The sequence below is a fragment of the Acidimicrobiia bacterium genome (genome assembly GCA_041676705.1).
Taxonomy (GTDB): Bacteria; Actinomycetota; Acidimicrobiia; order Acidimicrobiales; family SKKL01; genus Actinomarinicola.
Map to the genome: position 1 here is coordinate 156,137 of JBAYRL010000005.1, position 19,391 is coordinate 175,527.

At 55.4% G+C, this 19,391-nt stretch carries 24 protein-coding genes and 1 pseudogene; 21 read left to right on the forward strand and 4 right to left on the reverse strand.

What is annotated here, in order from left to right; genetic code table 11:
* Positions 1–22 precede the first annotated feature (22 nt).
* Positions 23–1,015: a diaminopimelate dehydrogenase gene (locus WC184_09505; protein ID MFA7478112.1), complete on the forward strand. Its 993-nt coding sequence runs from the start codon at positions 23–25 to the stop codon at positions 1,013–1,015.
* Between the two features lie 8 nt (positions 1,016–1,023).
* Here the strand turns inward: WC184_09505 and WC184_09510 are convergent, their stop codons facing one another.
* Positions 1,024–1,614 carry a histidine phosphatase family protein gene (locus WC184_09510; GenBank protein ID MFA7478113.1) on the reverse strand — a complete coding sequence of 197 codons (591 nt, stop codon included), beginning with the start codon at positions 1,612–1,614 and terminating at the stop codon, positions 1,024–1,026.
* 45 nt (positions 1,615–1,659) lie between these two features.
* Here WC184_09510 and WC184_09515 point away from each other — a divergent pair, with 45 nt between their 5' ends.
* The 9 genes from WC184_09515 (at position 1,660) to WC184_09555 (ending at position 8,695) form a co-directional block, all read left to right on the forward strand.
* The gene (locus tag WC184_09515) at positions 1,660–2,181 is read left to right on the forward strand and encodes a GNAT family protein (protein MFA7478114.1); all 522 of its coding nucleotides are present in this window, start codon (positions 1,660–1,662) and stop codon (positions 2,179–2,181) included.
* Positions 2,182–2,194: 13 nt separating this feature from the next.
* Entirely contained in the window at positions 2,195–2,458 is a 264-nt protein-coding gene (locus WC184_09520) for a MoaD/ThiS family protein (protein ID MFA7478115.1), read from the forward strand.
* Positions 2,455–3,351: a hypothetical protein gene (locus WC184_09525; GenBank protein MFA7478116.1), complete on the forward strand. Its 897-nt coding sequence runs from the start codon at positions 2,455–2,457 to the stop codon at positions 3,349–3,351. Before WC184_09520 ends, WC184_09525 begins: the two co-directional genes overlap by 4 nt.
* 18 nt (positions 3,352–3,369) lie before the next feature.
* Entirely contained in the window at positions 3,370–3,903 is a 534-nt protein-coding gene (locus tag WC184_09530; protein MFA7478117.1) for a hypothetical protein, read from the forward strand.
* A 78-nt stretch (positions 3,904–3,981) separates the two neighbouring features.
* Positions 3,982–5,196, forward strand: coding sequence for a glycosyltransferase (locus WC184_09535; GenBank protein MFA7478118.1), 1,215 nt, complete (start codon positions 3,982–3,984; stop codon positions 5,194–5,196).
* A 44-nt stretch (positions 5,197–5,240) separates the two neighbouring features.
* Entirely contained in the window at positions 5,241–5,726 is a 486-nt protein-coding gene (locus tag WC184_09540) for a YbjN domain-containing protein (protein ID MFA7478119.1), read from the forward strand.
* A 90-nt stretch (positions 5,727–5,816) separates the two neighbouring features.
* A complete protein-coding gene (locus WC184_09545; protein ID MFA7478120.1) occupies positions 5,817–7,016 on the forward strand; it encodes an MFS transporter in 1,200 nt (399 codons plus the stop codon).
* A gap of 2 nt (positions 7,017–7,018) precedes the next feature.
* Complete coding sequence (gene proC / locus WC184_09550) at positions 7,019–7,813, forward strand: pyrroline-5-carboxylate reductase (protein ID MFA7478121.1); 795 nt, start codon at positions 7,019–7,021, stop codon at positions 7,811–7,813.
* Between the two features lie 12 nt (positions 7,814–7,825).
* Positions 7,826–8,695, forward strand: coding sequence for an SAM-dependent chlorinase/fluorinase (locus WC184_09555; GenBank protein MFA7478122.1), 870 nt, complete (start codon positions 7,826–7,828; stop codon positions 8,693–8,695).
* A gap of 180 nt (positions 8,696–8,875) precedes the next feature.
* Here the strand turns inward: WC184_09555 and WC184_09560 are convergent, their stop codons facing one another.
* On the reverse strand, positions 8,876–9,733 hold the full coding sequence (locus tag WC184_09560; protein MFA7478123.1) for an ABC transporter permease subunit: 858 nt from the start codon (positions 9,731–9,733) through the stop codon (positions 8,876–8,878).
* Positions 9,730–10,746: an ABC transporter ATP-binding protein gene (locus WC184_09565; GenBank protein MFA7478124.1), complete on the reverse strand. Its 1,017-nt coding sequence runs from the start codon at positions 10,744–10,746 to the stop codon at positions 9,730–9,732. The genes WC184_09560 and WC184_09565 overlap by 4 nt, the downstream gene beginning before the upstream one ends.
* 79 nt (positions 10,747–10,825) lie before the next feature.
* On the opposite strand from WC184_09565, the pseudogene WC184_09570 reads away from it, so the two are divergent.
* A pseudogene (locus tag WC184_09570) lies at positions 10,826–11,452 on the forward strand (redox-sensing transcriptional repressor Rex).
* A gap of 157 nt (positions 11,453–11,609) precedes the next feature.
* Here WC184_09570 and WC184_09575 read toward each other — a convergent pair.
* The gene (locus WC184_09575; protein ID MFA7478125.1) at positions 11,610–12,383 is read right to left on the reverse strand and encodes a cytochrome c; all 774 of its coding nucleotides are present in this window, start codon (positions 12,381–12,383) and stop codon (positions 11,610–11,612) included.
* Between the two features lie 254 nt (positions 12,384–12,637).
* Here WC184_09575 and WC184_09580 point away from each other — a divergent pair, with 254 nt between their 5' ends.
* From WC184_09580 to WC184_09625, 10 genes are read left to right on the forward strand one after another with little or no spacing between them, the layout of a single operon-like run.
* Positions 12,638–13,060: a hypothetical protein gene (locus tag WC184_09580; GenBank protein ID MFA7478126.1), complete on the forward strand. Its 423-nt coding sequence runs from the start codon at positions 12,638–12,640 to the stop codon at positions 13,058–13,060.
* 1 nt (position 13,061) lies between these two features.
* Positions 13,062–13,478: a 4Fe-4S binding protein gene (locus WC184_09585; protein ID MFA7478127.1), complete on the forward strand. Its 417-nt coding sequence runs from the start codon at positions 13,062–13,064 to the stop codon at positions 13,476–13,478.
* A gap of 45 nt (positions 13,479–13,523) precedes the next feature.
* The gene (gene extP / locus WC184_09590; GenBank protein MFA7478128.1) at positions 13,524–14,273 is read left to right on the forward strand and encodes a selenite/tellurite reduction operon b-type cytochrome ExtP; all 750 of its coding nucleotides are present in this window, start codon (positions 13,524–13,526) and stop codon (positions 14,271–14,273) included.
* 22 nt (positions 14,274–14,295) lie between these two features.
* Positions 14,296–15,078 carry a menaquinol-cytochrome c reductase cytochrome b subunit gene (locus WC184_09595; GenBank protein ID MFA7478129.1) on the forward strand — a complete coding sequence of 261 codons (783 nt, stop codon included), beginning with the start codon at positions 14,296–14,298 and terminating at the stop codon, positions 15,076–15,078.
* A 13-nt stretch (positions 15,079–15,091) separates the two neighbouring features.
* The gene (locus WC184_09600; GenBank protein MFA7478130.1) at positions 15,092–15,928 is read left to right on the forward strand and encodes a Rieske 2Fe-2S domain-containing protein; all 837 of its coding nucleotides are present in this window, start codon (positions 15,092–15,094) and stop codon (positions 15,926–15,928) included.
* Positions 15,929–15,958: 30 nt separating this feature from the next.
* Positions 15,959–17,008: a c-type cytochrome gene (locus WC184_09605; GenBank protein MFA7478131.1), complete on the forward strand. Its 1,050-nt coding sequence runs from the start codon at positions 15,959–15,961 to the stop codon at positions 17,006–17,008.
* Entirely contained in the window at positions 17,008–17,808 is an 801-nt protein-coding gene (locus WC184_09610; GenBank protein MFA7478132.1) for a hypothetical protein, read from the forward strand. The genes WC184_09605 and WC184_09610 overlap by 1 nt, the downstream gene beginning before the upstream one ends.
* Positions 17,809–17,813: 5 nt before the next feature.
* Positions 17,814–18,266, forward strand: coding sequence for an NADH-quinone oxidoreductase subunit A (gene ndhC / locus WC184_09615; protein ID MFA7478133.1), 453 nt, complete (start codon positions 17,814–17,816; stop codon positions 18,264–18,266).
* Positions 18,266–18,859, forward strand: coding sequence for an NADH-quinone oxidoreductase subunit B family protein (locus WC184_09620; protein ID MFA7478134.1), 594 nt, complete (start codon positions 18,266–18,268; stop codon positions 18,857–18,859). Before ndhC ends, WC184_09620 begins: the two co-directional genes overlap by 1 nt.
* A complete protein-coding gene (locus tag WC184_09625; protein ID MFA7478135.1) occupies positions 18,852–19,382 on the forward strand; it encodes an NADH-quinone oxidoreductase subunit C in 531 nt (176 codons plus the stop codon). The genes WC184_09620 and WC184_09625 overlap by 8 nt, the downstream gene beginning before the upstream one ends.
* Positions 19,383–19,391 lie beyond the last annotated feature (9 nt).

The following is a 19,391-nucleotide window of genomic DNA, read 5'->3' on the forward strand; positions in this document are numbered from 1 at the left end:
CTCAGTTGGGCAACATATACAGATGGACACAAAGATTCGTGTGGGAATTGTTGGCTATGGCAACCTCGGCCGAGGGGTGGAACTGGCCATCAGCCAAAGCCCCGACTTGGAGTTGCAGGGGGTGTTTTCCAGGCGTGATCCGGCCGCGGTGCAAACCGTTGGCGAGACGGTTTCGGTGTACAAAATGACCGAGCTTGAACGTTTCGCTGCCGAGGGGACCATAGATGTAGCCATCCTGTGTGGCAGCTCCAGCGGTGATCTGCCGACTCAGACCCCCGAGCTGGTGCGCTGGTTCAACACCGTTGACAGCTTCGATACCCACGCTAATATCCCCGCCTATTTTGAAAGTGTTGATGAACCTGCCAAAGAGCATGGCCATGTGGGCATAATTTCGACCGGCTGGGACCCGGGGCTTTTTTCGGTGAATCGCGTCATTGGGGAAGCCATCCTTCCTGAAGGTGATACCTACACGTTTTGGGGAAAAGGGCTAAGCCAAGGGCATTCGGCGGCTGTTCGAGGCGTGGACGGCGTCGCCGATGCCGTGCAATACACGGTTCCGTCTGAACGCGCCATGGATCGTGCTCGAAGTGGCGAGCGGCCCCAGCTTTCGACCCGTGAAAAACACGTTCGGGAATGTTACGTGGTGCTGGCCGAGGGTGCTGATGCCGATGCGGTGCAGCAGACCATTGTCAATATGCCAGCCTATTTCGCCGATTACGACACCACCGTGCATTTCATCTCACAGGCTGAGCTTGATCGTGATCACGCCGCCATGCCACACGGCGGCTTTGTGATCCGCAGTGGCCACACCGCAGATTCGGCCACCCAAACCATAGAGTTTTCTCTGAAACTGACCAGCAACCCGTCGTTTACGGCAGCGGTTTTGGTAGCTTATGCCCGAGCCGCTCACCGCTTGGCTGATAGCGGTGCTACCGGCGCGTTCACCCCATTTGATATCGCGCCCGGCTTACTTTCACCCAAAAGTCCGGCCCAGCTTCGCCAAGAACTGTTGTAGCCAGGCCGCTAAATTTGGTCGGGGATCGTGATCTCGTCGTGGTTCACCAAAGTGACACGATCCCCGAGAGTGACTTTTCCGGCATCAAGTTCAACCTGGCGTGCACCTAAGTTGGCGATGCGTTCCCACGGTTGTCCGAGGTCAGCTTCCAAAGCGTAGATAACCCCGCCGTGAGTAACCACCAATATTTCGGCACCCTGGTAGTGCTCTTCGATACGACCAAAGGCCATTCTCAATCGAGTTAAAACCACCTGGTCGTCTTCCCAACCCGGGGCGCGTTTCCCAGCGTCCAGGTAGCCCGGCCAGGCCTCTTCGATTTCAGCACGAGTTAGACCCGACCACTCTCCGGCGCTTCTTTCTCGTAGGTCGGAATCGATAACAACCGGGCCAACCCCAAGGGTCTCGGAAATAATTAACGCCGTGTTATGGGCACGTTCGAGGTCGGAGGAAATGATCACATCTACTGTTCCAATGGCGGATGAGGCATGAAATGCTTGCAAGCGCCCCAGCTGACTCAGCGGAGGATCGGCCTGGCCCTGCCAGCGGCCTTGCGCGTTCCAGGTTGATTGACCATGACGGGCTAAAAGAAGACGAGTCATCAAACGACGTTACCCAAAACCGTAGAAATCGGCGAGACTAAAGAGATGACCACCATGCTCAGCGGAAACCAATTGATTTTGCGTCCCCTCCAAGTAGCTGACGCCCAGGCACTGACCGCCATTTTGAATACCCCAGATGTGGCGATTTGGTGGGAGGGTTACGACTATGACCGTGTGCTTGATGAAATTGTGGCGGAAGGCGACGGCGAGAGCTTCGGTATTTTTACCGAAGACCAACCCGAAGTCTTGCTGGGCATGATCCAGTATTACGAACAAGATGACCCCGACTACCTTCACGCTGGTATCGACATCTTTGTGGATCCGGCTCGTTATGGTCACGGAATTGGTCAGCGGGCCATTCTATTGTTGGTGAAACACCTGATTGACGATTTGGGCCACCACCGGATAATTATCGACCCGGCGGTGAACAACGAGCGTGCCATCGCAGTCTTTCAAAAGGTTGGTTTCCGCGAAGTTGGTGTAATGCGCCGTTATGAACGACGCGCCGATGGCAACTGGGGTGACAATGTGCTCCTCGAGCTTTTGGACACCGACCTAGCCGGATAAAGATCGTTGTTGATTGGTTAATTGGAAGGTAGAAGCCATGGCGCTGTTGCGTTTATTTGCTTCGGCTCGAGAAGCGGCTGGTGTGGGAACGACGAAAGTTGACGGTGACACAGTTGCCCAAGTTCTAGAGGCGGCTGTTAGCCGTTTCGGTGCTGACTTCGAGGCGATTTTGGAAACCTGTCAGGTGTGGTGCAACGGTGAACCCACCCAGTTACACCAGGAAATTAGCGCCGAAGATGAGATCGCGATCTTGCCGCCAATTTCTGGAGGCGCATGAGTTCCAGCGGCCAGAGCCATACTCAAGACCATCGCAAACCAACCACGTCGAAGCGCAAGCCAAACGTGAACTCGAAGCCGCCACGAAAGGTTTCGAAGAGCTATCGCCAGCGAAAGGTTGAATCATCACGATTCGGAATCGTGTATGACATTGAGGGTCCGAGAGTTCGGCTTGGTTTCGCGTGGTTTGTGGTGGCTTGCCTGACTATCTGGGCGGGACTATGGCCGTTCGCGCTGCTGATTGCATCGGTGGCGGCTCTAGCTGCAGCGCAGATTTCAACTCAGCTTCGAACCCGCTGGCGTCGCCCGAATCGTGTAGTGGTGGCAGCGTTTGGGGGCATGTTACCGCTGAGCGCGGCGGTTAACCCGAAACTCTTTGGCGGTGTGACCATCGTGTTCGCTATTGCCAGTGTGGTCGCCGAGCTGGGGCGGCCAACCGCTGCTGCATCACCCTTGCTTAGCGCATCGGCCATGGTGCGATCTTGGTTGAACGTGGGTCTTGCTGGTGCCACATGGGTGGCGCTCTATCAAATAGATATTGGTGCCGCTTTTTGCTTGTTGTTGCTAATAAGTGCCTATGAAGTTGGTGATTTCCTGGTTGGTAGTGGGGCGGGGAACCCTATTGAAGGCCCCGCTGCGGGCTTACTGGCGTTAGCGGTGGTGGCAGCAGCACTGTTGGTAGTTGAACCGGCTCCTTTTGAGGGCAACTCGCTGTTGGTTTTTGCAATGGGGGCCGGTTTGGCCGCTCCGCTTGGTCAAGTGGTGGCATCCGCAATTTTGCCTCGCGCTGGTGCCGATGCGCGGGCCTTGAGGCGTTTAGATTCATATCTGGTAGCCGCACCAGTTTGGTTAGTCTTGTTCTGGGCCGGTCTACACACCGCTGGGGTGGCTTGAGGCGCTAACCTTCTAGCTATGCAACCAGCTTTGGACCAGATGCTGAGCTCATTGGGGCCTCACGAATACAGCGCATTAGACCTAGAAAATCTGAGGGCACTGCGTTCCAAAGCCACTGTTAACGAAGAAGCAATTTCTTATCTACGTCGGGTGATTCAGGTTCGGCTCGACATCATCACTTCCGAGTTGAACAATCGCCGCAGCGGAGCTTCACCGTCTGATGTTTCCGACATCATTAATCGCCTGCCCCACATCCTTTTCGAAACCCATGTTGCCGGCGGTTCAAATCGGCCGCCCAGCAGTCTTGAAGTGCCCGAAATTCCTGACGATCTGACCTTGATGGTGGATGAGGTGTTGCCTACGTCGCGCCTTGTCGCATTGGGCGAGCTGCAAGAAGACGAAATCGTGGCGCTATGTGCCGCAGCCGAAGAGCTAGAACGTGAAATTTCCGACGCACGCCGTAAGCTACATGACATCATCGACGGTCTCGGACATGAACTAGCCCGGCGTTTTCGTAGTGGTGAATCACCAGTTGGCTCGATTGAAAACTGATTCCCGCTATCAGCGTCAAAACTAAGGTTTGGTTCCAAGATCGGAACATTTTTCACAACTTAGGTGTTTAATCTGACCGTGCAGACCCTCGCTATTCTTTCTCTTCACACTTCGCCTTTAGCCCAGCCGGGTACCGGTGACAGTGGCGGTATGAACGTTTACGTGCGAGAGCTGGCAAGCTCGTTGGCTCAGGCCGGCGTAGCGTCTCGAGTTTATGTGCGTAGATGGGCGAAAGATCTGCCGACTCAGGTTCATGTGGAACCTGGTTTTGAAGTGGTGCACATTGATGCAGGGCCACCCGAGTTAGCGAAAGAACAACTGCCAAGTGTGGTTGATGAGTTCACCGCCGGGGTGAAACGTGATCTGTTGCATGCCGGTCCAGTTAACGCCTTGCACGCCAACTACTGGCTTTCAGGGGTGGCCGGTCACAACCTTAAGCACTCTTTAGGTCTGCCGTTGGTCTCTACTTTTCATACCCTGGCCCGGGTGAAGGCCGAGCGAGACAACGAGGAACCGCGTGGGCGTGAAGACGCCGAAACGGCGGTGATTGGCTGTTCCGATATGATCTTGGCCAATAGCCCAGCTGAAGCCCAAGAACTTAGCGACCTGTATGGCGCCCGGCCGGAACGGGTTGAAATTGTGCCCCCTGGCGTTGACCATGCATTCTTTTCTCCTGGTGATAAGCGTGGGGCCCGCGCTGCTTTAGGTTTAGGCGATCAGCCGGTACTGCTGTTTGTGGGGCGAGTGCAGCCCCTGAAAGGCCTCGACGTAGCGGTGGCCGCCTTAGCGTGTCTACCCGATCAAAACACCACTTTGGTGGTCGTAGGCGGGCCAAGTGGTCCCGAGGGCCACTCCGAGTTGCAACGGGTCAAAGCCCTAAGCGAACACCTGGGTGTTGCGCATCGTGTTCGTTTTGTAGACCCACAACCCCATCACCTGCTAAGCACCTACTACCGAGCAGCCGATGTGACAATCGTGCCCAGCCGGTCCGAGTCGTTCGGCTTGGTGGCGCTCGAAGCGGCAGCTTGCGGTTCCCCAGTGGTGGCCTCAGATGTAGGCGGTTTACGGACCTTGGTGATTGATGGTGTGACCGGTCGATTGGTCGATAGTCGTGACCCAGGCGATTTTGCCACTTGTGTTGCCGAAATCCTGGGCAATGCCGCCACTGCCGATGAAATGTCAAAGAACGCGGTTCAGTTGGCAAAGAGTTATACCTGGTCGACCACAGCGGCGCGTTTGCGACGCCTTTATGCCGACATCGCTTCACGGCAACCTGTAGATTGCGCCATATAACAACGCTGCTGTAGCGCTGTGCCCTTGAAAGGAACCACCCCTAGATGTCGGATGAGGACCCCTACAGCGATGATCCGCCCGCTAGCCCCGAACAGCTGGCCCAAGCGGAAGCTTTTGTGGATGCCTGGCTTTCAGGTGAGCTCGCCAACAACCCTGTGGTGGCGGCCGTGGACCGTGTTGATGCCGATTATCGACCTTGGTATGTGCGGTTACTCGGCGAAGAAAAAGATACCTTTGCTATTTGGCTGACGCTGCGCCAACGCTCGCTGCATTACGAGACCTATGTGATGCCAGCTCCAGAAGAGAACCATGCGCAGTTTTACGAGCACTTGTTGAGGCGTAATTTGAAACTGGTGGGCGCGGCTTTTGCTATCGGTGCCGAAGACGCCGTTTTCCTACAGGGTGCTATTCCAATCGGGTCTATTGGGAAGCGGTCGCTCGATCATATTTTGGGCTTGTTGTATGTGACGGTAGAACAAGCTTTCCGGCCTGCGTTACGGATCGGTTTCGCATCCCATTTTAAGAAATAGTGGCTTTTCATTGCATTTCATGAATTGCCATGTTAACTTAATCTCTGAACCTGGAGGGTCAGTGGCACCACGGGCATCGGGGAAGTGGCTGTGAGCAGCTCTAACCCTCCAAGTTCAACCCAAAGGCATGAAAGCCACACACAGCGGCCCAGCTTCTCGTTGATAGCAGCCATTACGGTCACCGGTATTTTGGCAAATACCTTGCCGAACGCTGGTATCCCCAACATTTTGGAAGACTTCCACCGACCCGACAGCGCCGCGGGAATTCTGGTAGCTGCGGCCAGTGTGCCGGGAATTTTAGTGGCACCGATTGTGGGCATTTTCGCTGACCGTTATGGCCGACGCGCCGTGTTGGTGCCGTGTTTGGTGGCCTTTGGCCTTTTTGGTCTCATGGGGGCATTTGCACCCAGCTTCACCTGGCTGATTGCTGCTCGTTTCGGCCAAGGTATTGGTTCTGCCGGCCTGATTAACCTCACCAATATTTTGATTGGTGATCATTGGCAAGGCTTAGAAAGAACCAAAATGTTTGGTTATAACTCGGCCATTCTCACCGTTTCACTAGCTGTTTTGCCCTTCCTCGGCGGCTTCCTAACCGACCTTGGAGGTTGGCGCCTAGCCTTCGCGCCATACCCCTTAGCCATAATCACGGCTTTGGTGGTGATGAAACGCTTAGGTCCCGGACCGACCGACGGTACCTCCACCATTCGTGAACAACTGGCGGCAGCGGCCACCGTAGTGCGCTACAAAGCGGTACTGATTCCTATTGTTTTGGCGTTGGCCACCTTCGTTATGATCTTCGGGCTCTTCCTAACCGCGCTACCGGTGCACCTGGAAGAAGATTTCGGCATGAGTGCCACCCAGCGAGGTTTAATCATTGCGTTGCCTGCCATTGGTGGCACCATTGGTTCACTCACCGTAGGCCGATTACGGGGTGCCTTTAGCGCTTACCGCATTGCCGCCGCGGCCTTCGCCCTTTTCGCCGTTGCCTACCCGCTCATTGGTCTCACCAACGCCTTGTGGATGCTCACCGTCGCGGCGGTGGTTTATGGCCTTGGAGAAGCATGGCTCTTAACAACCCTCACCGATTTAGTAGCTGAGGCTACCCCTGAAGCTACTCGTGGTGCGGTCATGTCGGTTCACATGGGTGCTGCTCGAACCGGCCAGTCAATCGGACCGCTGCTTGCGGGTGCCGGAATGGCCGTCATGAGCACCGGCATGGTGTTTGTGGTCGCTGGTATTATGGCGGCGACTCTGTGCCTAGCGGTTATCGCAGGTGGTCTAGACTCTTAAGAATGTTTGAACTTCTAATCGTGGGTGGCGGCAAGATGGGTGCCGCATTAATCAGTGGTCTGCTTGCTCACGGTTCGATCAAACCCCAAGATTTGGCGGTACTTGAGGCTCTGGCCGATCGACGGCACGAACTGGAAACCGAATTTCCTGGCGTAACTGTAACGTCGCAGCCGGTTTCGGCCCAAGCTGCTGTTTTGGCGGTTAAACCCGCTGACATTGTCGCTGCCTCCACCACACTGGCCGAGGCTGGTGTAACCCGAGTTCTGTCTATTGCGGCAGGGGTCAGCACCAAGGCTCTTGAAGAAGCGACCAATCATAAAATTGCGGTGGTTCGTGCCATGCCGAACACACCGGCGCTGGTCCGCCAAGGTGCTTCGGCCTTGGCTCCAGGAACTATCGCCAATGAATCCGACCTTAAGTGGGCAGAGGAGATTCTGGCTTCAGTAGGCACCGTGGAACGTGTGCCCGAAGCCTTGCTCGACGCTGTCACCGGCCTTAGCGGATCGGGGCCAGCCTATGTGTTCCTAATGATTGAATCGTTGATAGAAGGTGGGGTACTGGCTGGAATTCCACGAGTTACCGCCTCACGGCTAGCGATCCAAACAGTGCTTGGTGCCGCTACGTTGCTGGCCGAAACCCTTGATGAACCAGCCGAGGCCCGCGCTGCGGTCACCTCACCCGGTGGTACCACCGCCGCAGGGTTACGTGCGCTCGAAGAACACGCCACTCGCAGTGCCTTTATCGAAGCAGTCATGGCTGCCGCGTCGCGTTCGCGGGAACTGGGCGAAAACCGATAACGTCAAAGAGACATGGACGAGCGCTACCAAACCATCTCATTTCTGTCGGACTACGGCACCCGCGACGAGTTTGTGGGTGTAGTGCATTCGGTCATACGCCAAATTGCTCCGAGTGCTGGGGTTATTGACGTCACCCACGAGATCACCCCTTTCGACGTTCGTGCGGCCTCGTTGGCCTTGGCACGTGCTGCCCAATACCTGGCGCCGGGCATTGTGCTTGGCGTTGTTGATCCTGGAGTTGGTGGCAAACGTCGAGCGGTGGCGGTTGAGGTTGGGAACGGCACATCAATACTGGTGGGCCCCGACAACGGCCTCCTAGCCCCGGCTGTGGCCATGGTTGGCGGTGCCAGTCGAGCCGTAGAACTAACCAACACCGAATATCATTTCGAAGCTCCTGGACCAACTTTTGCTGGCCGCGACATCTTCGCTCCGGTGGCCGCTTATTTGTCCTCGGGAGTGCCGCTGGAAGAATTTGGCCCCGAGCTCGATCCAAACTTGCTGACACCTAGTCTTATTCCTCTGCCTCGGGAAGAAAACGGTGGGCTTGAAGCAGAAGTGCTTTGGATTGACCAATATGGCAACGTTCAGTTGAACTTGGGCCCGGAAGATTTGGAAGCCCACGGCGAGGCCATTCGAGTGGTCGTGGGCGATATCGAACGCAGCGCCTATAAGGTCTCAACCTTTAGTGAACTGACCACCGGCCGACTTGGATTCCTAGTGGATTCCTATGGCTTGATCGCATTAGTGCTCGATCAAGCTTCGGCGGCCGCCGACTTGGGCTTGGGCGATTCTGACGCTGTCCGAATAGAAGCCTTCGATGAGGCTAACCCTAGTCACAGCGCTCCGAGTGTAAAGGTTGAGCTGCGGGGGTTTGGCGCCTAATGCGACCGGGTACGGTACTAATTCTGGCCTTGTTGTTGGTGGCATTACTTAGCGCCGCGGTTCTGCAGCTGTTCTTTTTAGCTCGTTAAGTCTTGCGCCTCGGTACCCAGGTCGCTGAAACCGCTAACTTGCGGGGGTTTTGGCCCAACCGGTGTTAACGAAATGGCAGTACAGCGCTGGTTAAACCTGAGTAGCAATCTTGTCTCGGGTGAATAGGCGAGCCCCTCGAACGACAAGCCATAACGCCACCGCCCAAATCACCGCGCCAATCGCCAAGGCCACGGGCAGATCTAAAAGCATCAGCCCGGTCGATTGGCCAACCGCTAAAAAGATCAACGGTAACACCACTGCTCCGCCCAGCTGGTTGGCTTCCTGAGTGGTTCGAGTTCGTGCCGAGACCCGTACCATCACGCCCAAGCCAAGCATCGCCACCGCGGGTGCTACCCACAGAATCACCACGGTCCACAACTTGGTGGGAATGAAGATGCGATGCATCACACTCCAGCCCACGGCATTAGTAACGACCGCAAAGACCACAAAGCCAATCCAAGAGATCGCAACGGCTGGTATGAAGGCCCCCAAAAGCTTGGCGATGAAAAGGTCACGGTTCGAGATTGGTAAATGTAGGAGGGCTTCCATGGTGCGACGTTCTTTTTCCCCGGCGAACGCGTCGGCGGCCAACACCGAGGACACCATTAGCGGCACAATCAGAAACAGCGGCGCTAGAAGATAACCGTTAATCAGCACTAGCAACTGTTGGGCTTCGGGCAATGACGTTATGGGCGCAGTGAGGTTTGAAGGCAGTGCCCGCAGCATGCTCTCAACCCCAGCATCCTTACCGCGCGCCGTAAGGCCTATGAGAAATGGAACGACCACCAACAATATGGTGGGTACCACCAGCATTGGAATCATGACAGCCTTCGAACGTCGTATGGCCAGGTTGTCTTTGTGGATGACCGCTCGGATGGCATTCCAGTTGGGGCGGGGAACACCGGTCTGTTGTGGTGTATACCTTCGGTGTCGGGGTGTGAAGGTCATGTCGTTCCCACCTGGCGGTCGTGATGAGCGGCTGTCGAAACCTTTATTGGTTGTTCACTCTCGGGCAAGGTTTCATTGGCGATAGCTTGAGCTTCAATGGCGAAATAAACGTCTTCCAAGCTATAGGGGTCGGGGATCGCGGCGTAGACCATAATCTTGGCGCGTAACAGGGCCGCAATTACCTGGGACAAGACATCATGGTGGGTGCTTTCAATCCGAAGCCCCTCATCCGTAGACAGCGCCTCTAAAACTCCCTCTACACGGCGCACAATGCCAAGCACACGAGCGTCTGCGGGGCGCGATAGCTCAATGCGTGCGGGAATGCCGGGCCACATCTCACTAGCTAAATCTTGGGGCCGTCCGATGGCTTGAAGTTGGCCTTTGTAGAGAACCGCCATGCGGTCCGCCAGTCGGCCTGCTTCACCCAAGAAATGCGTACACAAAATCACCGTACGGCCATCTTGTTGAGCGAGAGACGAGATCAGGGCCATCACCTCTCGGGTAGCGGCCGGGTCAAGCCCAGATGTCGGCTCGTCTAAGAACAAAACTTCAGGATCGTGGATCAGTGCCCGTGCCAGAGCTAAACGCTTTCGTTGACCGGTTGAGGCCCCTTGGACAGGGAAGTCAGCGCGGTCAGCTAAACCAAAGCGTTCCAGGGCTTCGGCGGCCTTAAGCCCCGCTGCTGCTTTCGTGAAGCCGCGCACCCTAGCTACGAATTCGAGGTTTTCACGGGCGCTTAGGCGATCGTCTAATCCAGCATTTTCGGTGAGTACCCCGGTACGTCGCCGAAGCTCGTCTCCTTCACGAAGTGGGTTCAACCCTAGTACTAGTGCCTCGCCCGAATCTGGGGCCAGCACGCCATTCAAAATTCGCACCGTGGTCGTTTTCCCAGCGCCGTTGGGGCCCAGCAACGCTAGTACTTCTCCCCGGTTTACCTGAAGACTCAAACTATCGAGTGCTCTTCCCGATGGGAACGATCGGCTGATTCCATCCGCCAAAATCACTGGATCCATAAGTAAACCGTTGATCTAGAAGGTTTATTAGCGCTGTGTACTTTGTGAAAAATTGCACCAACCAACTAACTTGCCTCTTATGGTGGACCAGAAGCGGAGAATCCCAGAGGCTACCGTAGCCCGTCTACCGGTTTATCTTCGGTGTTTAATCAGCTTGGCTGAAGAACGGGTGCCAACAATTTCTTCGGGTGATCTAGCCGAGCTAGCCGGAGTTAATGCTGCCAAGGTTCGCAAAGATCTTTCGTACTTGGGCTCTTTTGGGACCAGGGGCGTGGGTTATGAAGTCGAATCACTGCTTTATGAAGTGAGTCGTGAACTTGGCTTAACCCAAGACTGGCCCGTTGTGATTGCGGGCGTTGGTAACCTTGGACAAGCTCTGGCCAACTACGGTGGCTTTACCGATCGAGGTTTTCCGGTAGGTGCCTTAGTCGATGTTGATAGCGCCAAAGTGGGCACCTCGGTGGCGGGGGTTGTGGTCAACCACCTCGACCGTTTACCCGAGCTGGTAAACGACAAGGGCATCGCCATCGGAATTATCGCTACCCCTGCTGCGTCGGCCCAAATGGTGGCCGATCGAATGATGGCTGCCGGTATTGGTTCGATCTTAAATTTCTCACCAGCTCTGATTAACGTTGAAAACAACGTGTTGGTTCGGAAGGTAGATCTGGCGGTCGAACTACAGATTCTTTCCTTCTACCGGCGTCGTTCCGACCTATTGGGCGAATCCTAAAAACTAATTGGGTCGTTCGGTTGATGCTGATTGGCCAAATTGCCATGCACAAATAACAACGCCCGGGTGGCGTTTAAGCATCACCCGGGCGTTTAAGTTTTGGCTAAAACTTCAGACGGTCGTTTGCTAAGGCCTATTCGCCAGTGCCTAAGAGATCGGGCAGGTCGCCTTCTTCGGGAAGCTCTTCACCGCTTTCGGCTAGTGCTTCTAGGTAGGCCAAGAGCTCCGAGTCCTCAAGCGGTTCGCCACCTACGAAACCACTGCGCTCGTACAGGGTCACTTGCAGAATTTCCAGGCGGGTTAGGCCGCCACCATGGGCTACTGACTGCGGAGGCATGAAACCAAAGCTACGACCTTCGTGCGCTCCACCTTCACGGTCGGGGTCACCGTAGACCTCACCGTCAAAGGCGTTGGTGCCTAGCTCAATGAACTCAACTTGGTCACGCCAGTCAGGGAATGTTTTAACAACTTCGCCGTTGTTGAGTTGGCGACCGGCCCCGGCGTTACCACCCGGATGACAGCCAGCACAGGTGGCTGCGAAGATTTGTTCCCCGTCGACTACTGGGTTGCCTTCTTGGGGCGGTAGTTCCAAGGTGCCGATATATACAGGAACCCAAAAGAACAAGCCCGCAATAACTGGCATAGCCCAAACTGGAATACGTCCACGACGTTTCGAGGCCTCGACGTAATGGGGGTCGGGCTCGGGTGGCTTTACAACCGGCTCGGCCGCGGAAGCCTTTGGTGCGGCTGCCGGTGCTGCTGCGGTGGCTGCGACGGCCTGGCCTGCAGGCGCGGCTGCCGGTGCCGCTGCTGGGGCGGCCGGGGTTGCCTCACCGCCTCCCCCAAGACCGAGGGCGGCGCGTCGGTCACGTGAGCGCTGAAGCAGGTGCTCAGGAATCTCAGTCAAGAAGGTCCTCCGCGAAAGATGAACGCCAACACACGCTATTACAACTGCGTTGGATAATTCGTCACTCTACGCGGAATCTAGCGCTCTAAGCCAAGCCAAGACGTAGTTTGATTGTTGCGGGTGACAGAAATCGGAATCTGATTCGTGCTAAATGTGCCACAGCTCAGCTAATCGTGCTAGACATTTTTGGACCTAGCTAGCTTTCCCCGCATTCAGTGGGGTTGTGAGAGAATTCACGAGGAGGTGCCTACTCGATGGTCGCATTTATTGCTTCAATCTTGGTAATGCTGGTCGTGACGGCCGCCATATTCCCGATGATGAAGCGTCGCCCAGTAGGTACACCATTGACTTGGGGTGAAGCGATGGTGGCTTCGGTCTACGTCTTTTTCTTGTTCTTTTGGGCCTACGGAATTGTGCCCCACCAGTGGCTGATGTTGGCTGACAACGAATGGAACTGGCGGGCCGATCGTCTTATCTCTGGACCGGGTGGAATCATTGATGCTCTACCCGTAGAGATCTCCTACATGGTCATTCGCGACATTATTGCGGTGGGCCTTTATGGCGTGATGTTGGTGGCCAACGTGGCACTTTGGGTTATGTGGCAAAAACGTGGCTCCAAGAAGGTTTCAGAGGTCGAAACCTCACGCTACGGTCGTCCCTTAGTGAAGGGAGCGTGATATGGCCCGTACCGAAGCCAACCCGCCAATGCCGGAGTTCCGTGACGACTATGTCCTTCAGGAGGTCGACGCGGCCTGGCTGTCAGCGGCTGTAAAGCCGAAGCAGTTCATTCACATTGACCAGTCCGAGTGCATTCTGTGCGAAGGCTGTGTCGATATTTGCCCGTGGAAGTGCATCCACTTGGTGAAGACCTCCTCAGTAGCCGAAGCTATCGGCACTGAAGCACCCGGTCTTGACCCTAGTGATCATGCAATGTTCACCATTGATGACGACGTGTGCACTCGTTGTGCATTGTGCGTTGATCGTTGCCCCACTGGCGTAATCATCATGGGGAAGGTCGGAGACCCAGACCCGAATGGCGATCTACATCAACGCGACAACGCCCATGGTTATGGCTATGGGATGCGGTTGGGTTGAATAAGACTGGATTAGTGAGGGAGTAATCGCCTAGTGGCCACCTCGATGCAAGACAAAATGAGCGAGCTGACCGACAAGGTCCAAGGCTCTCAGGCTTGGAGTTCAATCTTCCGGCCGGGCTCCATTTTTCGTAAGGGCTACACCGATAGTCCCCGTAACCGTTCTTATGTGATCATGAACAGCGTGCTGTATCACCTTCATCCCGTGAAGGTGAAGCGGCACGCAGTGAAGGTTAGCTACACTTTGTGCTTGGGTGGATTGAGCTTTTTCCTGTTCATTCTGCTCACGGTAACGGGCATCTTCTTGATGTTCTTCTACCGCCCCGAAGCCGCCCAGGCTTGGAGCGACATGTACGCGCTGCAAACCTCGGTGACTTTTGGTTTGTTGGTACGAAACATGCACAGATGGGGCGCTCACCTGATGGTGATGTCGGTCTTCTTGCACATGGCACGAGTCTTTTATCATGGGGCTTATAAGCCTCCCCGTGAGTTCAACTGGGTGATTGGTGTAATCCTGCTCACCCTTACCCTGCTGCTTTCCTTTACCGGCTACTTGCTTCCGTGGGACCAATTGGCCCTCTGGGCGGTAACCGTGGGAACCAACATGATGGGGTATACCCCGGTGTTCGGTAGCGAGGTGCGATTTGTGTTGCTGGGTGGATCTGAGATCGGCTCTGACACATTAATTCGTTGGTACGTATTACACGTGCTGATGCTGCCGTTCGTGATTGTCATATTTATGGCAATCCATTTCTGGCGAGTACGAAAGGACGGAGGCATCTCCGGCCCCTTATAGGTCGAAGCCGAGAGAGGAACTCATGACGGAGATTCCCGAACACCTTCGCAAGCGAGCTGAAGAAGCACGCGCGAAGGCCGAAGCTAAAAAAGCTGGTGGAGGAGATGCGGCACCGGCCGCTGAAGCTCCCGCGGCTGCGGCGGCACCTGCCGGTGATAGCCGCATCCCAGCCCATTTGTTAGAGCGCAGTCGTGCTGCAAAAGATCGCCAAAGTGGCGGTGGTGTGGCCACGGCACCGGCGCCAGTTGCGGCAGCTGCTGGTGCAGCCGTACCTGCGGCGCCTGCTGGTCCGGTAGGTACTGGCCCAGGCGGTCATACTCAGCGTCTCTTAACCGTTGTTAAGTCTGGCTCAATTCAAGATGTTAAGGCCAAGCCGACCGACAAGGTGCACACCTGGCCTCACCTCTTGGCGATCGAGTTCGTAGCGGCTCTGGCCATGCTCACGTTTATCTTTATCTTCTCGATATTTGTAAACGCCCCGTTGCTTGAGTTGGCCAACCTCAACCAAACACCTAACCCTTCCAAGGCCCCTTGGTACTTCCTCGGTCTACAGGAACTCCTAACCATGTTCCACCCCATGGTGGCGGGTGTGACAATCCCTGGTATGGGTATCTTCTTACTTATCTTGGCGCCCTATATCGACAAGAACCCGTCCAATAAACCCGAGGATCGAAAGTTCGCGATTTCTCTAATGACGGTTCACTTGATGTTCTGGGCGGTCTTGACGATTATTGGTTCCTTCTTCCGTGGTCCTGGGTTCAACTTTGTGTTCCCGTGGAACGACGGTCTCTTCTTCGAGCTGTAACCGGAGGCATCGGTTGAGTCCAATAGTTATTATCGCCATAGTCGTTCTCGTCGTACTGGCGGGCGTTGGTCTGATTGCCGCAGGTTCACGTCGCGACAGCGGCCTGGCCACCGGTCAGCTTTCATCCACCACCCGCAAGCGCGACAAGCAAGGTTCGCGCCGTAGCACCACTTCTGAAGAACAGCTCGGCGGTCGTAAATACGAACGCCAAGCGTTGGCCCCCTCAACTGAGGTTGAGGTTGTCGCTCCAGCTGCGCCTACACCTTGGGTAGCACCAGAAGTCGAACAAGTTGGGGTTTCCCGTCGTCAGTTTTTGAACCGCAGCATTATCGGTTTCATGGGCCTCGGCCTCGGTGGATTTGGCACCGCAGTCGTAGCGTTCCTGTGGCCCTCGGGCACGGGTGGTTTCGGTTCTGCCATCAACCTTGGTCCGGTTGATGAAGTCAAACAAGCGGTTGTTGCCGGCAATGGTTTCTTCTACGTTCCAGAAGGCCGCATGTGGGTGACTGCCTATCCCGAAGCAGCACTCGAGAAAGCTCGAGCCGCGTATTCGGCACCCGAGCTCGCCGGTATGGAGGCAGGCCTTATCGCATTGTGGCAAACCTGTCCTCACCTTGGCTGCCGGGTCCCTGAATGCGCCACGTCTCAGTGGTTCGAATGCCCTTGCCATGGTTCTACCTATAACCGCGTCGGCGAAAAGAAGGGTGGTCCCGCACCTCGGGGTATGGATCGCTTCGCCATGTCGGTTGATGGCGGCAACTTTGTAGTTGACACCGGCGCAATTATTGCCGGACCACCTATCGGCACTAACACCACCGGTCAAGAAGCCGAAGGCCCACACTGTATCTGATGCGTCCACATGTACTTGGAGAGGTTCATTGTGACTAACCCCTCATTCGGGCTGATTTTTGCCTCAACGCAAAAATCCTTCGGCCTAGTAATGGTTGGCCTACTGGCCATAGCCGGAGTGGCATTCTTTTGGATGAATAGCCGCTCAGCTCGTCCTGAGCTTGGTGCCGAGCTTGAATTGGCACCGAACCGCAAGCAGTACTACGACGACGAAGATTTAGAAGGCAAGGTTCTCGACCGGGTCTTGTTGATGGCTCTTGTGTTCGTGGCCATTCTGGCGGTGGGTTTGCCCACCTACTGGTTGGCCGAACCGGGTCGGCAGTCGAACGCTATCGAAAACAACGAGGGCGATGACGGGGTCTTCGCCAACCGCGGTAAGGCTCTTTATGCTGGTTCCGACGCTGGTGGTTTGGGCTGCGCCGACTGTCACGGCTCAGCTGGTCAAGGTGGCGTGCGTCAACACATCATTCTTACCGATGAGGGCGAATTCCAAGCACAAGTTGAATGGATGGCCCCAGCCCTAAACACGGCGACCTTGCGTTTCGATGACGACGAGCTTCGCTTTATTCTGAACTATGGCCGTCCTGGTACGCCGATGGCTGCCTGGGGTGCTCCTGGTGGTGGTCCGCTGACCACTCAACAAATTGATGACATTCTTCGCTATCTCCATGTTATTGAACGTGATCCCGACGATTTGAAGGCCGAAGTCCAAGAAGAGGTCGACCGTTCTTTGGAGGCTGGCGAGTTTGATTCACTGGGCGAGGCAGTCTTTAACTATGGCCTCTACTCCGGTAAAGACTCGGGTACCTACTCTTGCGGTCGCTGCCATACCACAGGTTGGTCTTACAGTGACCCTGGCCCCGATGGCGGTGGCGGTACCACTGGCTTCTCGTTGCGTGGCGGTGGCCTGCTTGATCGTTTCCCATCAGTCGCTAGCCACTTTGACTTCGTGGCGCAGGGTTCCGAAGACGGCATTGGTTACGGTGTAGGCGGGCAAGGAACGGGACGTATGCCTTCCTTCGAAAACACGCTCACTGAAGAAATGATTGAAGCGGTCGTTGAATACGAGCGAGGCCTCTAATGAATAGCGTTATACAGCTCACCTTGGCGGCTATTGCCTGGGAACCCACCATTCGAGGAATCCTCGCCGTTGTCATTGGCGTGGTGGCTTTGGTTGGTTCGGTGTACCTATTGGTGGCAACCAATAGCGGTGCTCGTACCGGTTTTCTCATCTCTATCACGGGCCTCTTTGGCTGGATGGCCATCATGGGCCTGGTGTGGTGGATCTACGGCATCGGTTGGGTCGGTAATGACCCTCATTGGCGCGAGGTCGAAATCGCTCGAAACGGCCCTGAATCAGCACACATTGAAGTGGTTGCTGAAGATCCAAGCTTGGCGAAGTGGTCCCCTGTACCTGAAAGCGACCCGGCTTTCGGTGAACTTCAAGCAGTCGCTTCCGACGAGCTGATCAGTGGTAATCCTCCGGCTTATACGTCGCCCGATGACTACATTATTTTGGAAGTCTGGCAGCGCGGTGGCAAGCCCAAGCGTTCAAGCGACTCGATGGTTGACCGGGTTAGTAACAAGATCGGCAATACCCTACGTCTAACCCATCCCAAGCATTACGCCGTTGTCGAAGTGCAAGGTGTAATTGACCAAGGGCCAACCCAGCCGGGTCAAGCTCCACCTCGTCCCGAGGTTGACCCCGATGCGCCAGTCGTTATGTTGGTTCTTGAGCGCGACCTCGGGAATCTGCGCTTGCGGCCAGCTGCGCTCACTATCTTCTCCACTATCGTGTTCGGCATTGGTGCCAACGCTCTACATCGCCGTGACAAGATGGAGGCCGAGAACCGGGCTCGCAAAGAACCGCTGGCGGTTTAAGGCAAGTGGGGCAATATCTTCCGTTAGTCGTTATCGGAGCGCTGGCAGCGCTCTTTGGGATCATCAACGTGACCATGTCGCGTTTAGTGAACCCGCCGAAACCTAACCTACAACAAGGCGCGCCGTATGAGAGCGGCATCACCCCGGTAAAACCTACGCCCGATCGCTTTCCGGTGCAGTTTTACTTGGTGGCCATGATCTTTGTGGTGTTCGACATTGAGATCATCTTCCTATACCCCTATGCCGCGACGTTCCGTGGGCTTTCGCTCTTTGGCCTGGTCGCTATTGGTATCTTCGGCTTTGCCGTCTTCGAGTCTTTCGTTTATCTGATCAGCAAAGGTGCTCTTGATTGGGGACCTCGGAAAGATCAGCTACGCTCAGCGGCAACAGACCCTGCTCGTACTTCACTGAGTACAATCCGCCGAGTCGGGACTGAAGGTCGTGAGGAGGTCGCGTAATGAGCAATTCCGGTGGTTTCCTCGATAAGGGCATCGGTGGTTTAGAAGAGAACTTCTTAACTGCCCGCCTTCAAGATGTGGTGCGTTGGTCTCGAGCACGAAGCTCGTGGCCGGCCCAGTTCGGTTTAGCGTGTTGTGCCATTGAAATGATGGCCACTGGTGGCCCCCACTTCGACTTGGCACGTTACGGCATGGAGGTTTTCCGTGCTTCACCACGCCAAGCCGACGTAATGATTGTGGCAGGCCGGGTGTCGCAAAAGATGGCACCAATCTTGCGTCAAATTTACGACCAGATGATGGACCCTAAATGGGTGATTTCGATGGGAGTCTGCGCTTCAAGCGGCGGTATGTTCAACAACTACGCCATTGTGCAAGGTGTTGACCAGATCGTACCAGTTGATGTTTATGCGCCAGGGTGTCCCCCCGGCCCCGAGACGCTGATGCACGCGATCTTGACGCTTCACAACGAAATTGAAACGGGTAGTTTACTGCGACGCCGATCGGAAAAAGGAGCCGGTGCAGGCATTGTTGTAGAACAACTCGACGGTCAAGTACAGAACATGCCAGTGGCAGGATTGTCTAGCAATGTCTGAGGTTGAACCAGATATTGAAGAACTAGTGGAGGAGCCAGCCAAAGCTGAAGAGCTTTACGGAGCGCCGGTAACCCATCCCCGTGGCGAAACAGTGCTTCACCCCAGCCGGGAACAATACCTCGACGTAGTACAAGCACTCTTAGATGACGGTTTCCTGCAGTGTATTGATTTAACGGCTGCTGACTATCTTCGTCACCCTGGGCGCAAAGATTTACCGGTTGATGTTAAAGGCGAACGATTTGAAGTGGTCAGTTCCTTTATCAACCATTTCGAGCGGCGCCGGGTACGGGTGCGGGTTCAAGTTAGTGAAACGGAACCGACGGTGCCCAGCCTATTCAAGCTTCACCCTGGCACTGAGGCCCTGGAACGAGAAGTTTACGATCTCTTCGGAATTACATTCGAAGATCATCCCGATATGACACGCATCTTGATGCCCGAAGATTGGGTAGGACACCCATTACGGCGGGACTACGGCATTGGCGCTATTCCAGTGCAGTTCAAGGGCGACCCGTCTCACCGATAAGCAACGGAT

Bases quoted from the DNA above. Each gene is read 5' to 3' on its own strand.
- WC184_09505 (MFA7478112.1), top strand. From the start codon at position 23: ATGGACACAAAGATTCGTGTGGGAATTGTTGGCTATGGCAACCTCGGC.
- WC184_09510 (MFA7478113.1), bottom strand. From the start codon at position 1,614: ATGACTCGTCTTCTTTTAGCCCGTCATGGTCAATCAACCTGGAACGCG.
- WC184_09515 (MFA7478114.1), top strand. From the start codon at position 1,660: ATGACCACCATGCTCAGCGGAAACCAATTGATTTTGCGTCCCCTCCAA.
- WC184_09525 (MFA7478116.1), top strand. From the start codon at position 2,455: ATGAGTTCCAGCGGCCAGAGCCATACTCAAGACCATCGCAAACCAACC.
- WC184_09530 (MFA7478117.1), top strand. From the start codon at position 3,370: ATGCAACCAGCTTTGGACCAGATGCTGAGCTCATTGGGGCCTCACGAA.
- WC184_09540 (MFA7478119.1), top strand. From the start codon at position 5,241: ATGTCGGATGAGGACCCCTACAGCGATGATCCGCCCGCTAGCCCCGAA.
- proC (MFA7478121.1), top strand. From the start codon at position 7,019: ATGTTTGAACTTCTAATCGTGGGTGGCGGCAAGATGGGTGCCGCATTA.
- WC184_09555 (MFA7478122.1), top strand. From the start codon at position 7,826: ATGGACGAGCGCTACCAAACCATCTCATTTCTGTCGGACTACGGCACC.
- WC184_09560 (MFA7478123.1), bottom strand. From the start codon at position 9,733: ATGACCTTCACACCCCGACACCGAAGGTATACACCACAACAGACCGGT.
- WC184_09565 (MFA7478124.1), bottom strand. From the start codon at position 10,746: ATGGATCCAGTGATTTTGGCGGATGGAATCAGCCGATCGTTCCCATCG.
- WC184_09580 (MFA7478126.1), top strand. From the start codon at position 12,638: ATGGTCGCATTTATTGCTTCAATCTTGGTAATGCTGGTCGTGACGGCC.
- WC184_09585 (MFA7478127.1), top strand. From the start codon at position 13,062: ATGGCCCGTACCGAAGCCAACCCGCCAATGCCGGAGTTCCGTGACGAC.
- extP (MFA7478128.1), top strand. From the start codon at position 13,524: ATGCAAGACAAAATGAGCGAGCTGACCGACAAGGTCCAAGGCTCTCAG.
- WC184_09595 (MFA7478129.1), top strand. From the start codon at position 14,296: ATGACGGAGATTCCCGAACACCTTCGCAAGCGAGCTGAAGAAGCACGC.
- WC184_09610 (MFA7478132.1), top strand. From the start codon at position 17,008: ATGAATAGCGTTATACAGCTCACCTTGGCGGCTATTGCCTGGGAACCC.
- WC184_09620 (MFA7478134.1), top strand. From the start codon at position 18,266: ATGAGCAATTCCGGTGGTTTCCTCGATAAGGGCATCGGTGGTTTAGAA.
- WC184_09625 (MFA7478135.1), top strand. From the start codon at position 18,852: ATGTCTGAGGTTGAACCAGATATTGAAGAACTAGTGGAGGAGCCAGCC.